The 14400-nt window shown below is 70.7% G+C and carries 13 protein-coding genes and 1 pseudogene; 11 read left to right on the top strand and 3 right to left on the bottom strand.

What is annotated here, in order from left to right; genetic code table 11:
* The 7 genes and pseudogenes from G6023_RS10315 to G6023_RS10285 form a co-directional block, all read left to right on the top strand.
* Positions 1–366, top strand: a pseudogene (locus G6023_RS10315) (GAF domain-containing protein); the annotation flags it as partial.
* A gap of 227 nt (positions 367–593) precedes the next feature.
* Complete coding sequence (gene mdo, locus G6023_RS10310) at positions 594–1865, top strand: NDMA-dependent methanol dehydrogenase (RefSeq protein WP_067714967.1); 1272 nt, start codon at positions 594–596, stop codon at positions 1863–1865.
* A gap of 121 nt (positions 1866–1986) precedes the next feature.
* A complete protein-coding gene (locus tag G6023_RS10305; RefSeq protein WP_067714965.1) occupies positions 1987–3060 on the top strand; it encodes a MadB family AAA-type ATPase in 1074 nt (357 codons plus the stop codon).
* Positions 3057–4589 carry a VWA domain-containing protein gene (locus tag G6023_RS10300; protein WP_182635371.1) on the top strand — a complete coding sequence of 511 codons (1533 nt, stop codon included), beginning with the start codon at positions 3057–3059 and terminating at the stop codon, positions 4587–4589. Before G6023_RS10305 ends, G6023_RS10300 begins: the two co-directional genes overlap by 4 nt.
* Before the next feature lie 25 nt (positions 4590–4614).
* Positions 4615–5778, top strand: coding sequence for an iron-containing alcohol dehydrogenase (locus tag G6023_RS10295; protein ID WP_241727798.1), 1164 nt, complete (start codon positions 4615–4617; stop codon positions 5776–5778).
* Positions 5775–7142 (top strand): GAF domain-containing sensor histidine kinase, encoded by a 1368-nt coding sequence (locus G6023_RS10290; RefSeq protein WP_182635369.1) that lies wholly within the window; start codon positions 5775–5777, stop codon positions 7140–7142. Before G6023_RS10295 ends, G6023_RS10290 begins: the two co-directional genes overlap by 4 nt.
* A 20-nt stretch (positions 7143–7162) precedes the next feature.
* Positions 7163–7810 carry a MadR family response regulator transcription factor gene (locus G6023_RS10285; protein WP_067715131.1) on the top strand — a complete coding sequence of 216 codons (648 nt, stop codon included), beginning with the start codon at positions 7163–7165 and terminating at the stop codon, positions 7808–7810.
* Positions 7811–7870: 60 nt separating this feature from the next.
* Here the strand turns inward: G6023_RS10285 and mftM are convergent, their stop codons facing one another.
* Complete coding sequence (gene mftM / locus G6023_RS10280; protein WP_182635368.1) at positions 7871–8704, bottom strand: mycofactocin oligosaccharide methyltransferase MftM; 834 nt, start codon at positions 8702–8704, stop codon at positions 7871–7873.
* A gap of 214 nt (positions 8705–8918) precedes the next feature.
* Between mftM and exaC the strand changes: the two genes are divergently transcribed.
* Genes exaC through G6023_RS10265 form a run of 3 tightly spaced genes read left to right on the top strand, consistent with a single transcriptional unit; the run spans position 8919 to position 11606 of the window.
* On the top strand, positions 8919–10442 hold the full coding sequence (gene exaC / locus G6023_RS10275; RefSeq protein WP_182635366.1) for an acetaldehyde dehydrogenase ExaC: 1524 nt from the start codon (positions 8919–8921) through the stop codon (positions 10440–10442).
* A complete protein-coding gene (locus G6023_RS10270; protein ID WP_187700112.1) occupies positions 10442–10924 on the top strand; it encodes a DUF779 domain-containing protein in 483 nt (160 codons plus the stop codon). Before exaC ends, G6023_RS10270 begins: the two co-directional genes overlap by 1 nt.
* Before the next feature lie 46 nt (positions 10925–10970).
* Positions 10971–11606 carry an HD domain-containing protein gene (locus G6023_RS10265; RefSeq protein ID WP_096906265.1) on the top strand — a complete coding sequence of 212 codons (636 nt, stop codon included), beginning with the start codon at positions 10971–10973 and terminating at the stop codon, positions 11604–11606.
* On the opposite strand, the gene G6023_RS10260 is transcribed toward G6023_RS10265, so the two are convergent.
* Positions 11603–13177 carry an FMN-binding glutamate synthase family protein gene (locus G6023_RS10260; protein WP_182635364.1) on the bottom strand — a complete coding sequence of 525 codons (1575 nt, stop codon included), beginning with the start codon at positions 13175–13177 and terminating at the stop codon, positions 11603–11605. The two genes, G6023_RS10265 and G6023_RS10260, sit on opposite strands and share 4 nt — an antisense overlap.
* A 104-nt stretch (positions 13178–13281) precedes the next feature.
* Here G6023_RS10260 and G6023_RS10255 point away from each other — a divergent pair, with 104 nt between their 5' ends.
* Positions 13282–13926, top strand: coding sequence for a maleylpyruvate isomerase family mycothiol-dependent enzyme (locus G6023_RS10255; protein ID WP_182635362.1), 645 nt, complete (start codon positions 13282–13284; stop codon positions 13924–13926).
* 25 nt (positions 13927–13951) lie between these two features.
* On the opposite strand, the gene G6023_RS10250 is transcribed toward G6023_RS10255, so the two are convergent.
* Positions 13952–14400: glycerate kinase (locus G6023_RS10250; protein WP_182635360.1), on the bottom strand; the 449-nt coding region annotated here is incomplete at its 5' end.

Genomic DNA, 14400 nt, shown 5'->3' with positions numbered 1-14400 from the left:
CCGGATGTGGTGGCCTCGAGGCCCTACCGCCTGGCCCCGGGCGCTCTGGTCACCGACGTCCGAGAGGTCACGGACGCACTCGATTCCGGGGACGTGATGAAGGCGGTGGCCTCCTATCCGGGACCTATCCTGCCGGCCTCGGACGCTCCCGGGGTGGCCGACCTGCGGCTCGAGCTCCACTCGATGGTGCGGGCCGCGGTCCTGTCCGCTGATCGGCTCCCCGTCCTCAGGGCCTGGGTCGCCGGCGCCGGGCGGGAGGACCTCGCCGCGTGGCGGAGCCTGGCCCGGTCCCGGTACGCGGACGCCTCCACCGTCGCGGCGGCCGAGGCGCGGTGTCGCGTCCTCGATCAGCGCTTCGGGGCGTGAGGGGCGCGGGGATCGCGACGGCGACGGTGGCCTGAATGTCGGGGACGAATCGGCCCGGGCCCGTCCGTTCGGGTAGGTGCGGCGGTGCCATCCGGGTTGTCCGTGTGTGCCGGGTGGACAGAACACCGCAGTAGCTGTTCCGGACAGGGCGGCCGCCGGGCAAGAGTGATCGGTGTCACATTCACCGCCCCGCCGAAGGTGGGGGTCGCTCGAGCAGGAGGCGCACGATGGCGATCGAACTGAATCAGATCTGGGACATGCCGATCAAGGAGTTCCACCCTCTCCCCAAGGCTCTGCTGGGTGTCGGAGCACACGACATCCTCGGCGTGGAGGCCAAGAAGCTGGGGATGACCCGGGTTCTCATCATGACCACCGGACTACGCGGGTCGGGGATCATCGAGGAGCTCAAGGGCAAGATCGAGTATCAGGGGCTCGACGTCGTGGTCTTCGACAAGGTCGAGTCCAACCCGAAGGACTACAACGTCATGGACGCCGCGGCCCTCTACAACTCGGAGAAGTGCGACGGCATCATCTCGGTGGGCGGTGGCTCCAGCCACGACGCCGCCAAGGGCGCACGCGTGGTGATCGCCCACGACGGCCGCGACATCAACGAGTTCCAGGGCTTCTCCAAGTCCACCAACTTCGAGAACCCGCCGCACATCGCGGTGTCCACCACTGCGGGGACCGGTGCGGAGACCTCGTGGGCCTACGTGATCACCGACACCTCGGACATGGACCACCCGCACAAGTGGGTCGCGTTCGACGACGCCAGCCTGGTCTCGCTGGCGATGGACGACCCGCTCCTCTACTACTCCTGCCCCCAGCACTTCACCGCCTACTGCGGCTTCGACGTCCTCGCGCACTGTTCGGAGCCGTACGTCTCGCGGCTCGACTTCGCCCCGTCGCTGGGCAATGCGTTGTACGCGACCAAACTCGTGGCGGACAACCTCACGACGGCCGTGTACGACCCCCGCAACCTCGAGGCGCGGACCGGGATGATGAACGCGCAGTACATCGCGACGCAGGCGTTCAACTCGGGCGGCCTGGGCATGATCCACTCGATGTCCCACGCGATCAGCGCCTACTACGACACGCACCACGGTCTGAACAACGCGATCGCCCTGCCCCGGGTGTGGGAGTACAACCTGCCGTCCCGCTACCAGCGCTACGCCGAACTCGCGCCGCAGATGGGCGTGGACACCCGCAACATGACGACCGTCCAGGCCGCCGACGCCGCGGTGGAGGCCGCCATCCGGTTGTCCAAGGACGTCGGTATCCCCGACAACTTCAGTCAGATCACGCCCGGGCTGTACGAGAAGAACCAGATGGACACGGGCAAGTACAAGGGCAAGGGCGACAGGATCGATACCTCGGCGGAGAACATCCGCAGGATCGCCGAACACATGATGGGGGACGCGTGCACCCCGGGTAACCCGCGTGAGTCCACGGTCGAGTCACTGATCCCGATGGTCGAACACGCGATGACCGGTTCGTACTGACCGTCTCGCACCGGCAGGTCGCACTAACCCCACCAGGTCCTCCCCGGGGGCGGGCGAGCGGATCCGTCCCGCGCGCCCCCCGGGGGGACACCACCATCCAGAACACGGGAAGGGCCCGACCATGGACGTCATCGACGATCGCCCCGACGAGGTGGGTCCCGCGGACGCGGTGATCGACGTGGAGGTCCTGCAGGAGGCGCTCCGCGGGACGGGCTACATCATCGACCGGGAACTCGCGACGGTCGTGCACCTGGCGACGGTCCTCGACAGGCCGCTGCTGCTGGAGGGGCCGGCCGGTGTGGGCAAGACCGAGCTGGCCAAGTCGCTCGCCTCCGCGTTCGGTCGGCGGCTGGTCCGGCTGCAGTGCTACGAGGGACTCGACGACGCCCGGGCACTGTACGAGTGGGACTACGCCAAGCAGTTGCTCCACGTCCAGATGCTCCGGGATCGGATCACGGTGGAACTGCAGGTGCACGAGGATCTCGCCGCCGCCTCTGCCGCGCTGGCGGAGATGGAGGTGGGGATCCACGGTGAGGACTTCCTGGTCACTCGGCCGCTGCTCGAGGCGATCATGTCCGAGGACCCGGTGGTCCTGCTCATCGACGAGATCGACCGGACGGAGGAGTCGCTCGAGGCGATGCTGCTCGAGGTGCTCGCGGAGAAACAGGTGACGATCCCGGAGCTCGGCACCTACCGCGCACGCACCACCCCCTGGGTGATCCTCACCTCGAACGACACCCGGGAGCTGTCGAGTGCCCTCAAGCGCCGGTGCCTGCACTTCCACGTGGACTTCCCGGACGCCGCACGGGAGACGGAGATCGTCCGATCCCGCGCACCGGAGGTTCCGGAGACCGTGGCGGCCGATGTGGTGGAGAAGGCGCGGCGACTGCGCGAGATGCCGCTGCGCAAGCCTCCGTCGATCTCCGAGGTGGTGGACGCGGCCCGCGCCGCGTCGGTGTGGGGAGGAGACGGTCCGGAGCTCGGCTGGGTCCTGTCCGCCGCCCTTCTGAAGTACCGGTCCGACGACGATGTCGCCCGCGGCGTGCTCGGCGGTGGGGGCGCCCCCGGAGAGGAGCCGGCAGGGAACGGGCGGGACATGAGGGCGGCCGCCGATGCGACCGGGGCGTCGACCTCCGCCGCGTTCGGGGCCGGTCGGGCCCGCAGCGGGGCCGGGCGCGGGACCGGACGGCGATGACGACCGGGACGGCGTCCCGCCTCTCGCCCTCGGATGTCCTTGACATCGCCTCCGTGGCGTTCGGCCGACTCCTCAGGGAGCGCGAGGTGGCGGTCTCCCCGGCCGAGGTGGTGGAGCTGCGAACAGTCCTCGCGATGGTCGGGACGTCCCGGCCCGAGGCCCTGCGGGCGGCGCTCCGTGCGGTGACGGTCAAGTACCAGCGGGAGAACCGGGGATTCGACGCGGTGTTCGACCGCTTCTTCCTGGGCGTGCTGACCACCCGTACCGAGGACGCCGGAGGGGCCCACGGCGGCGCCCCGCAGGTGGGCGGACTGCCCGACGAACTGGAGCTGGACACGGACGAGTCCTCGCCCTCCACCCCGTCGGACCTGGACCCGGCCGAGATCGGGGATCTGGTCGAGGGAGACGAGACGAGCCGGCGGAACGAGGACATGCACTACGACGACTCAGACTTCTCGACCGCGACCGGGGAGGAGGAGTTCGCGGTCCAGGAGGGGGCGGAGCGGTGGCAGTCCTCGGTCACCTACGAGATCGAGGTGGACCGCGCGTCATCGGACCATGTCGGCGAGATGGGGTCCTCCGCGATCTCGGTGTCCGGTGAGGAGTCGTTGGAATGGGCGGACGCGCTCGACGTCCTGCGGACCCTCGACGGCTACGACGCCCGTCAGGTGTATGCGGCGCACGGTGACGACGGCGGGGATCTGAGAGGCGAGCAGGCGGGGATGTTCGTCGACGCGGCGGTCGCGTTCCTGAAGAGCCTCCCGGAGGACGCCACCGACGGACGTGTCGACGACGACGAGGTCCGCGGTGGCCGGGAGGTGACCGACAGCGCCGACCTCGAACGCGCGTCCCACGAGGTGATGCGCCGCATCCGTGGCGCCCCCCGCCGACGATCGCGACCGTTCGCCCGCGGACTGCTCGATTCTCGCTCCACGTTGCGTCGGGCGTGGGGGACGGACGGCGAGGCGTTCACCATCATGAACCGGACCCGCGTCCCCGGTCCGCTCAAGCTGCTGATCCTGGTCGACGTGTCGCTCTCGGTCCGGCCCGTCACCGGCTTCGTCCTGCGGCTGGCCCAGAGCCTGCACCAGAAGGTCAACCGGTGTTCGGTCGTCGCCTTTGTCGACCGACCCGTCGACGTGACGGACCACCTCCTGTCGTCGTCCGGCGAGAACGCGCTGGCGACCGTCCTGTCCGCACCCGGACTGGATCTCGAGGCGAGCAGCGACTACGGCCGGATGTTCGCCGAGCTGCTCGACCGCCACGGCGACCTGATCGACGCCCGGACCTCGGTCCTCATCGTGGGTGACGGGCGGAGCAACGGGCTCGATCCGCGGGAGGACCTGGTGGGCCGCATCAGCAGGCGGGCCCACCGGATGGCGTGGATCACCCCGGAGGCCCGGAGGTACTGGAACCGGCCCACGTGCGGACTGAGCGCGTATGCGCGATACCTGGACGGGGTGGTGACCGCGCGTGACCCCGCGGAACTGTCCGAACGGGCAGGTCTGCTGGGAAGCTCGCTCGCCTGAGATGCCCCGGGCCTATCGTGAGGTCATGTCGTCGGAAGGCCGGGTGGCGAAGTTCCACGCGCCGGAGATCCTCTTCGGCTTCGGAGCCCTGCCCGAGGCCGCGACCGCCGCCATGGGGCTGGGCGCACGTCGCCCCCTCGTCGTCACCGATCCGTGGCTCGAACTCACCCCGTGGCCGGGCACGGTCGTCGAGGGGCTGAGGGCACAGGGTGCCGAGCCGGTCGTGTGGTCCGACGTCCGCCCCAACCCGCGCGCGTCCCAGATCCTCGAGGGCGCGCAGACCTATCACTCCTCGGGGTGCGACGTGATCGTGGCGGTGGGCGGCGGCTCGGTGATCGACGCCGCCAAGGGGGTCGCGCTCGTCGTCTCCAACGGCGGGCACGTCCTCGAGTACGAGGGGGTCGACCGTGTCCGGCTGCCGCTGCCCCCGGTGGTGGCCGTGCCGACGACGGCGGGCAGTGGAGCCGACGTCTCGCAGTTCTGCGTGGTCAACGACTCGGACCGCCGGACCAAGGTGACCATCGTGAGTCGGTCGCTGGTGCCGGACGTGACGGTCATCGACCCGAGTGCCCATGCGACCGTCCCCGAGGACGTGGGGGCGGCGACCGCGATCGACGTGCTCTCGCACGGGGTGGAGGCGTACTTCTCGCGCGCGGCGGGCCCGCTGACGGACTCCCACGCCCTGCGGTCCGTGGAGCTGTGCGCGCGGTCGCTCGACAGGCTCGCGGCCGGCGAGCGGCTCAGTCACGTGCAGCTGGAGGACATGGCGCTGGCGTCGCTCGAGGCGGGGATGGCGTTCAGCAACGCCGTGCTGGGGGCGGTCCACGCGATGAGCCACCCGGTGGGCGGGCGGTACGACTCGTCCCACGGCCAGATCAACGGGGTCCTGCTGTCCCATGTCGTCCGACACAACGGGGTGGTGATGCCTCCGGACCGCATGGCCGACCTGGCGCGCGCGGCCGGCGTCACCGTCGGTTCCCGGGGCGGTCAGGTGACGGACCGGGTCGCGGACCGCTTCCGGGACCTCTCCGCGTCGGTCGGGATCCCGTCGGGACTCTCGCTCCTGGGAGTCCGGGGCGAGGACATCCCCACGTTGGCCGCGCACGCGCTCGACGATCTCTGCATGGCCACGAATCCGCGTCCCGTCACCCTCGAGGACGTCGAACGACTCTATCGGGAGGCGTCATGACCGAGGGGCCCACGGACCTGAACTCCCTCCTCGGCCTGCGGTCGGTCAAGAGGAGTTTCTTCGACCAGTACCGTGCGGCCGAATCGCGGTTGCGACGGTCCATGCACGCACTCGATCGCGTCTCCGGGGCGCTGGTGCGGACCGCCGAGGGGCCCGAGGAGTTGATGCTGTCCGTCCTCAGGGTCGCGTACGACCAGCTCGACGCCCAGTGGGCGCTGGTGGCCCTCCGGGACGGTCAGCTCCCGTCCGTCGAACCACGGCACGTCCTCGTGGACCCCGAGGGGCGCTTCGTGGCGTTCGAGGGGCGGGATCTCGCGCCGGTGCCGGACGGTCTGCCCAAGGGCGTGGTCAACGTCCTGCTCGCGGTGCTCCGGGGCGGCCGCTCCGCCGAGGTGGCCGAGGCCGGCGGCCCCGACGCGGTGACCGTGCCGCTGGTCCTGCACGGCGGGGTGATCGGCGGGCTGGCGTCGTGGCGCCACCCCGGGAGACCGGCCGATGACATCGACACCGTGGTCCTGCGGATCCTCGCCGCGCAGGCGGCCGTGGCCCTGCACAACTCCGTCCTGTTCCGGGACAAGGAGACGCTGCTCGCCCAGGCGGAGGAGGCGTACGAGGAGGCCCGGGGGCACGTGGTGGAGCTGTCCCGGCGGAACTCCGAACTCGAGATCGCCCAACGGGAGCTCGACGCCGCGCATCGCCAGCGGATCCTCGACGTGGAACGGTCGCGGATGGCCCGGGAACTCCACGACAGCGTGTCCCAGCTCGTCCTCGGCGCGGGGATGCATCTCCAACTCGGCCTCGACGCGGTGGGACGGGCCGAGCAGCAGCGGCCGCTGCTCGAGAAGGCGGTGCACCTGACCGACCAGGCCGTCGAACAGTTGCGGTCCGTGATCTACGCCCTCCGCACGATCGACGACGGTGACGGGAGCCTGAGTCGGCTGATCGAGGATCTCTGTCGTCTCCACGTCCCGTCGAGCATGTCCAACGAGGTCAGGGTCCTCGGCAGCGAGTTCCCCACGACCCACGAGATCGAGCACGAGTTGCTCCGGATCGCCGGTGAGGCGCTCGCGAACGCCGCGAGACACTCGCGGGGGGACGGCGTGGTGGTGACCCTGGACTTCAGTGACGAGGCCGTGGGCCTGACCGTGGAGGACGACGGCGAGGGCCGGCCGGAGGACCTGCGCTACCTGCTCGAGGCCGCCCGGACCGGGTCCCCCGACGAGCGCCACGGGCTGGTCAACATGAGGGAGAGGGCGGAACTGGTGGGGGGCGTGATGAGCATCGCGGAGTCCGAGCTGGGCGGGGTGGCGATCACGGTGGTGGCGCCCCGCGTCGACGGTGCGGACCGGCGGCCGGTCCGATGACCCCGTCGGCGGCCGGCCCCATGACCCCACCGGCGACGATCCGCACCGTCCTGGTGGACGATCACGCGGTCCTCCGCGAAGGGCTGCGGCTGATGCTGCAGCGGGAACCCGATATCGAGGTGGTCGGGGAGGCGTCGACCGCGGACTCGGCGCTGGAGGTCATCACCTCGACCCGCCCGGACGTCGCGGTGATCGACCTCAAACTAGGGAGCGGCTCGGAACTCGACGGGCTGCGGGTCTGTGCAGCGGTCCGGGACCTGTTCCCCGACGTCGCCCCGCTGGTGCTCACCACCTTCCTCGACAAGGCGATAGTCGTGCGTGCGGTCCGGGCCGGAGCACGTGGGTACGTGGTCAAGAACGTGGATGTCACCGAGCTGGTGACCGCCGTCCGGTCGGTGTCGGCGGGGCAGAGCGCCTTCGACACCCGGACCGCGTCGATGGTGCTCGACGCTCTCAAGGGCGGGGGCTCGGCGTCCGAGGCCCTGTCGGCCCGGGAGATCGAGGTCCTGACGCTGCTGGCGGAGGGGATGTCGAACAAGGAGATCGGTCAGGCCCTGTTCATCTCGGCCACCACCGCCAAGTTCCACATCAGCAACATCCTGCGCAAACTCAAGGTCTCCCGGCGTGCCGAGGCGGTGTACGTGGCCAGTCGGCAGGGGTTGCTCTGACCGGCGACGGGCGGGGGTATGAGGCGAGCGGGGCTGGAGAAGAGCGGGTGGCGGGAGGGCTCACGTGTCCACCACGAGCCATCCCCCGTGGTGTTCGTCGACCTTCGTCCGGATACCGGCCGACCGGCCGTGTCCGACCGTCGCGATCCGGGCGGCCAGGCTCGTCAGTGTGGGGATGTCGAAGGTCCGGACATGCCCGTACTGTGCCACCGCCACCGCCTCGAAGGGGACGGCGATCACCAGGCGGCGTCGCGCCAGACGGAGGGCTTCGCGGACCACGTCCCAGCCGGCGTCCTCGTCGAGGTGCTCGAGGACGTGGACGAGGTAGACGGTGTCCGCGGTGTCCGTCGCCAAGGGGGTCGTCCGCGCGTCGAGACAGACGGGGGTCGGCAGGATGTCACCGGCCGGTGCGCAGGTCCGGAGCAGCCTGAGGACGGTGGGGTCCAGATCTGCCGCGATGGTCCCGGCCCCCTCCCGTGAGAGCCGCAGGGACAGGAACCCGAAGCAACACCCGATCTCCAGCGCCGAGTCGCCGACCAACTCCGCCACCGCCCGGTCGTGGACCGGGGAGAACGGACAGTGGCCGTTTGTCAGTGCTGCGATCGAGGACCGGTAGTAGTCGGACCAGCACTCCTGCCAGCTCCCGTCCCGGGAGGTCACGAGCGCGGTCACGGCTCGGTGGAACTCGTCCACGGTGTGGAGGACCCCGGTGTCGAGCAGGTCGCGGGACATGGCCGGGATCACCGCCTCGCTCACCTCGTCGTGGCTGAGGTCGTGCCCGATCCGTACCCGATGGGCGTCGGCCACGACGGTGAACGCCCCGAAGCGTCGGCCCGGTCCGCCCCGGATCGCGGAAATCTCTCGGGTCGCCCCGGGTCTCGCGGTGGTCTCCATGGGGGCTGACGGTAGGGCGGTCGGGACGTCCGCGGCGAGGGGATGCGGTGGATTCCGGCAGGTCGAACGGGTGGGGGCCTGTCCGGTCGGGCAGTGCCCGCACGGAGTCGGACGGAATCGTCCGCCGTGCAACGTTGCTGCAACCCCGCCGCGGATAGTGTCCTACATCACAGCGACGACCACGGGGGTCGCGCGGAGGAGAAGGAGGGGCACGATGCCCGTTTTCGCACAGCCCGGCGCCGATGGTTCGGTGATGTCCTACGAGAGCCGCTACGAGCACTACATCGGCGGCGAGTGGGTGGCACCCGTCAAGGGCGAGTACTTCGAGAACGTCACCCCGATCACCGGTCAGGTCTTCTGCGAGGTCGGCCGCGGCACCTCCGAGGACATCGAGGCGGCCCTGGACGCCGCGTGGGCCGCCGCCCCGGCGTGGGGCGCGAGCTCCGCCACGGAGCGGTCGCTGGTCCTGCTCCGGATCGCCGATCGCATGGAGGAGAACCTCGAGGCCATCGCCCTGGCCGAATCGTGGGACAACGGCAAGGCGATCCGCGAGTGCCTGGCGGCCGACATCCCGCTGGCGATCGACCACTTCCGCTACTTCGCCGGCGCGATCCGCGCCCAGGAGGGCGGCATCTCCGAGATCAACGGGGACACCGTCGCCTATCACTTCCAGGAGCCGCTCGGCGTGGTCGGCCAGATCATCCCGTGGAACTTCCCGATCCTCATGGCGGTCTGGAAGCTGGCCCCGGCCCTGGCCGCCGGCAACTGCGTGGTGCTCAAGCCGGCCGAGCAGACCCCGGCATCGATCCTGTTCCTGATGTCGCTCATCGGCGACCTGCTGCCGCCGGGCGTGATCAACGTGGTCAACGGCTTCGGCACCGAGGCGGGCAAGCCGCTCGCGTCCAACCCGCGCATCCGCAAGGTGGCCTTCACCGGCGAGACCACCACGGGCCGGTTGATCATGCAGTACGCGTCCGAGAACCTCATCCCGGTGACCCTCGAACTCGGCGGCAAGAGCCCCAACATCTTCTTCGAGGACGTCATGGACGCCGATGACGACTTCCGTCAGGCCGCGCTCGAGGGCTTCGCCATGTTCGGCCTCAACCAGGGCGAGATATGCACCGCCCCGTCGCGCGCGCTCGTGCAGGAGTCGATCCTCGACGACTTCACCGACCTCGCGATCGAGCGCGTCAAGAAGATTAAGCAGGGCAACCCGCTCGACACCGAGACGATGATGGGCGCCCAGGCCTCGACCGACCAGCTCGAGAAGATCCTGTCCTACATGGACGTCGGCAAGCAGGAGGGCGCCGAGCTCCTCACTGGTGGTGGTCGCGCCGAGCTCGACGGCGATCTAGCCGGTGGCTTCTACGTCCAGCCGACCGTTTTCAAGGGCCACAACAAGATGCGCCTGTTCCAGGAGGAGATCTTCGGGCCGGTCCTCGCGTTGGGCTCGTTCACCGATTTCGACGACGCCATGATGACCGCCAACGACACCCTCTACGGTCTCGGCGCCGGCGTGTGGTCGCGCAACGGCACCACCGCCTACCGGGCCGGCCGCACCATCCAGGCCGGCCGGGTGTGGACCAACACCTATCACCAGTACCCGGCCCACGCGGCGTTCGGCGGCTACAAGCAGTCCGGCATCGGGCGCGAGAACCACCGGATGATGCTCGACCACTACCAGCAGACCAAGTGCCTGCTCGTGGGCTACTCGGGCAAGCCCCAGGGCTTCTTCTGATGGACGACGTGTGCGGGTTGCCCTCGGGCGGGAGCGTGCGCATCGCCGCGCGGGCGCTCCCCCCGGAGGGCGCGCCCGCCGACCTACCGCCGCGCCTCGTGGCGACCGAGCCGGCCGTCGAGCTCATCCGCGAGCTCGTCGACCGGCACGGCCCGGTGATGTTCCACCAGTCCGGCGGGTGCTGCGACGGCTCGGCGCCCATGTGCTACCCCGACGGCGAGTTCCGCGTGGGGCAGCGCGACGTGTTGGTGGGGGAGCTGGACCTGGCACCCGGGGTCCGCGTGTGGATCTCGGGCTCCCAGTTCGAGACGTGGAAACACACGCAGTTGGTGCTGGACGCGATCCCGGGACGGGGCTCGGGGTTCAGCCTCGAGAACCCCACCGGCAAGCGGTTCCTGTCCAGGGCCCGAACGTTCGACACCGCCGAGCTCGCCGCACTCGAGGAGTTCCCGCCGAGGCTGGGCTCGGAGCTGGAGGAGTAACCCGATCCGGCGCGGATCAGCGGGGTTTCGGCGGTAGAGTCCGACCATGGACACGGATCGCACGGCCTCCGCTGACCCGCTCGACGCCCCCGTCGGGTTCCTCACCCCCGAGCTGCGGGCTGACCTGCTGAGACGCTGGAACGAGCCACAGCGGCGGTACCACAACGAGACGCACCTGCGGGCCGTGCTCCGGGCCGTGGACGCGCTCGAGGCGGACGGGGAGACCTTCGACGCCACGGCGGTCCGGCTGGCCGCGTGGCTGCACGCCGCGGTGTTCGACCCCGCGGGCGCGGAGAACAACGAGAAGTCGGCGGCGCTGGCCGAGGAACTGCTCGACCCGGCCGCGCCCGTCGAGGAGGTCGCGCGCCTCGTCCGCCTCATGGGCGGGCACCGGATCGAGCCCGGAGACCTCGACGGGGCCGTCCTCTCGGACGCCGATCTGGCCGTGCTGGGTGCCGACCCGGAGACCTACGATACCTACGCCGCGGACGTGCGGCACGAGTTCGCCCACGTCCCGGGCGAGAGGTTCGTCGCCGGGCGGATCGCCGCGCTCGAGGGACTGCTCGAGCGCAGGTCCGTGTTCCTCACCCGCGCGGGTCGCGACATGTGGGAGAAGCAGGCCCACGCCAACCTCAACCGCGAGCTGGGCCTGCTGCGCGCGGGGGCCGCCGGGGGCGACTAGTCCGGTTCGACGCCCGGCGGGGTGATCGCCGCGGTGTGCTCGGCGACGCCGGCGGCGACCATGATCTCGGTGACGGCCCGCGCGTCGTCCGGTCCGGGCAGCCCCCAGCCGTCCCCGTAGCCGTAGATCTCGGCGAGCGTGTGCGAGTCCCGGGTGCCGCGGGCGAGTTCGACGTCGGTGGGCCCGATCAGGCCGGGGTGGGGGACGCCGACGGCGCCGGCGACCTTGACGAGCTCGCGTCGTAGCGACCGGATGTAGTTGGAGCAGCGTTCGGCCATCGCGGTGGGCTCCACCCCGCGCACCAGCCACGGGTTCTGGGTGGCGACACCGGTGGGGCAGCCGCCGGTGTGGCACTTCTGCGCCTGGATGCACCCCACCGACAGCATGGCCTCCCGCGCGACGTTGATCATGTCCACGCCCAGTGCGAGCGCGACCACGGCGTTCTCCGGGATGCCGAGCTTGCCGGCGCCGATGAACACGACGTCATCGGTGAGTCCCGCCTCGGCGAAGACCGAGTACACGCGCGGGAAGCCGAGGCGGAAGGGCAGGGACACCGCGTCGGTGAACACGAGCGGACCGGCGCCGGTGCCGCCCTCCCCGCCGTCGATCGTGATGAAGTCGACGCCGCGGTCGCGCGGGACCATCGCGGTGGCGAGTTCCTCCCAGAAGGTCATGTCGCCGATGGCCGACTTGATGCCGACGGGCAGGCCGGTGCGGTCGGCGATGTCCTCGACGAGGTCGAGCATCGAGTCGACGTCGCTGAACGCGGTGTGCCGGGAGGGGCTCGCGCAGTCCTCGCCCATCGGGATCCCGCGGATCGCGGCGATCTCCTCGCTGATCTTGGCCGCGGGGAGGAGTCCGCCCAGGCCGGGTTTGGCGCCCTGGGAGAGCTTGATCTCGATCGCCCGGATCGGGTGCTTCTCGGTGAGCGCGACCAGCTTGTCGATGTCGAACCGGCCGCGGTCGTCGCGGACCCCGAAGTAGGCGGTGCCGATCTGGAAGATGAGGTCCGCGCCGTTCTGGTGGTAGGGGCTCAGGCCGCCCTCACCCGTGTTGTGGAGGGCTCCCGAGAGGGCGGCACCCCGGCCCAGGGCCTCGACCGCGGGCGCGGAGAGCGAGCCGTAGCTCATCGCCGAGATGTTGACCAAAGAGTCCGGCCGGAACGCGCGGGCCCGGCCGCGGGCGGCGCCGAGCACCTTGGCGGGCGGGAGCGGGAGCTGCTGTCCGGAATGGGGGAGCGCGGACAGGGTGACGTCACTGAAGGTGCGCTGTTTGATGATCGGGTAGCCCTCGAGGAACTCGATATCGTTGTCCGTACCGAACCCGAACGTGGTCCCCCGGGACTCGGCGGACTCGTAGATCCAGTCGCGCTGATCCCGGGTGAACGGCCGTTCCTCGTCGTTGCTGGCGACGATGTACTGCCGCAGCTCGGGTCCGATGGCGGTCAGCGCCATGCGGGCGTGTCCGAGGACGGGGAACGTCCGCAGGATCGGGAACCTGGTCTGCCGCAGGTCCGTGGCCGCGACCGCGGCCAGGGCGGCCAGGGGCGCGCCGAGGAGCCATCTGCGCATGTCGACCTCCAGTCGGGGGCGGGGACGGTTCCATCATGGACCACACCGCCGGGCGGGGCCGCGTGGTTCGATGAGACCACCCCAACCGCGACGGAGGAGTTCTCATGGGCCGCACCCGTGCCGACCGGGACCGACTGTGGGCGGCGATCCACGTGGAACGCGCGGCCCTGGCCGACGAGCTGGGGGCATTGCGCGACGCGGAGTGGCGCACCGGGTCGCTGTGCACCCGGTGGAGCGTGGAGGAGGTCCTCGCCCATCTGACGGCGGTCGCCCGGACGGGCCGGGTCCGGTGGGTCCGCAGCATCGTGGGTGCGGGGTTCGACACCGACCGGCACAACCGGCGCAGGATGCGGGAGCAGCTCCGCGACAGCCCCGGCGGGACGCTGGAGAACTTCGTCGACTCGTCGTCGCTCCGCGTGTCACCCTTCGGGGACCCCGCGGCGTGGCTCGGCGAGACGATCGTGCACGCGGAGGACATCCGCCGGCCCCTCGGCCTGACCCGCGCCTACCCCGTCGATCCCCTGACCGGGGTCGCGCGGTTCTATGCGTCGCAGGACTTCGCGGTGAACAGTGCGAGGCTCGTGAAGGGACTGCGCCTACGGGCGACCGACGGGCCGTTCGAGGCCGGCGCAGGTCCGGAGGTGGAGGGGCCGACGCTGGCGCTGGTGATGGCCATGGCGGGCCGGCCGGTGTTCCTCGACGAGCTGTCCGGCGGGGGAGTGGACGAACTGCGCCGGCGTATCGGCTGACCGCACCGCTGGTGACAACGCCGCCTCAGGGCAGGATGCGGGAGACGACCTCGGCGGCGACCTCCTCGAGCAGCGGGCCCGCGTTGGCGATGGAACGGGCCAGGTCGGGTTCCCGTTCGGTGAGTGCGGCCGCCGCCGCGAACCCGGCCTCGGCGACCCGGTCGGCCCCCAGATCCAGGCGGCCACACACCGCGACCACCGGGACGGCGTGGGACCGGCACAGGGCCGCCACTCCCATCGGGGTCTTGCCGTGCATGGTCTGGTCGTCGAGTCGGCCCTCGCCCGTGATCACCAGGTCGGCGGCGGACAGGACGTCCTCGAGACCGGTGAGGGTGCCGAGCACCTCGAACCCCGGGTCGAGGGAGGCGCCGAGCAGCTCACGGGCGATGAAGCCGACCCCGCCGGCGGCGCCGGAGCCGGGCGCATCCGGGTCGACGCCGAGTCCCTGCGCGCGCAGGACCCGCACCAGGCGGG

Origin of the sequence: Dietzia sp. DQ11-71 (genome assembly GCF_014144995.1) — a bacterium.
Lineage (GTDB): Bacteria > Actinomycetota > Actinomycetes > Mycobacteriales > Mycobacteriaceae > Dietzia > Dietzia kunjamensis.
The sequence above is the reverse complement of the archived record's forward strand: the minus strand, read 5'-3'. Positions and strand labels throughout refer to the sequence as shown.

Coding starts and splice junctions, on each gene's coding strand:
- G6023_RS10260 (WP_182635364.1), bottom strand. CDS start 13,177: ATGCGCAGATGGCTCCTCGGCGCGCCCCTGGCCGCCCTGGCCGCGGTC.
- G6023_RS10265 (WP_096906265.1), top strand. CDS start 10,971: ATGGACACGGATCGCACGGCCTCCGCTGACCCGCTCGACGCCCCCGTC.
- exaC (WP_182635366.1), top strand. CDS start 8,919: ATGCCCGTTTTCGCACAGCCCGGCGCCGATGGTTCGGTGATGTCCTAC.
- mftM (WP_182635368.1), bottom strand. CDS start 8,704: ATGGAGACCACCGCGAGACCCGGGGCGACCCGAGAGATTTCCGCGATC.
- G6023_RS10300 (WP_182635371.1), top strand. CDS start 3,057: ATGACGACCGGGACGGCGTCCCGCCTCTCGCCCTCGGATGTCCTTGAC.
- G6023_RS10285 (WP_067715131.1), top strand. CDS start 7,163: ATGACCCCACCGGCGACGATCCGCACCGTCCTGGTGGACGATCACGCG.
- mdo (WP_067714967.1), top strand. CDS start 594: ATGGCGATCGAACTGAATCAGATCTGGGACATGCCGATCAAGGAGTTC.
- G6023_RS10305 (WP_067714965.1), top strand. CDS start 1,987: ATGGACGTCATCGACGATCGCCCCGACGAGGTGGGTCCCGCGGACGCG.
- G6023_RS10290 (WP_182635369.1), top strand. CDS start 5,775: ATGACCGAGGGGCCCACGGACCTGAACTCCCTCCTCGGCCTGCGGTCG.
- G6023_RS10270 (WP_187700112.1), top strand. CDS start 10,442: ATGGACGACGTGTGCGGGTTGCCCTCGGGCGGGAGCGTGCGCATCGCC.
- G6023_RS10295 (WP_241727798.1), top strand. CDS start 4,615: ATGTCGTCGGAAGGCCGGGTGGCGAAGTTCCACGCGCCGGAGATCCTC.
- G6023_RS10255 (WP_182635362.1), top strand. CDS start 13,282: ATGGGCCGCACCCGTGCCGACCGGGACCGACTGTGGGCGGCGATCCAC.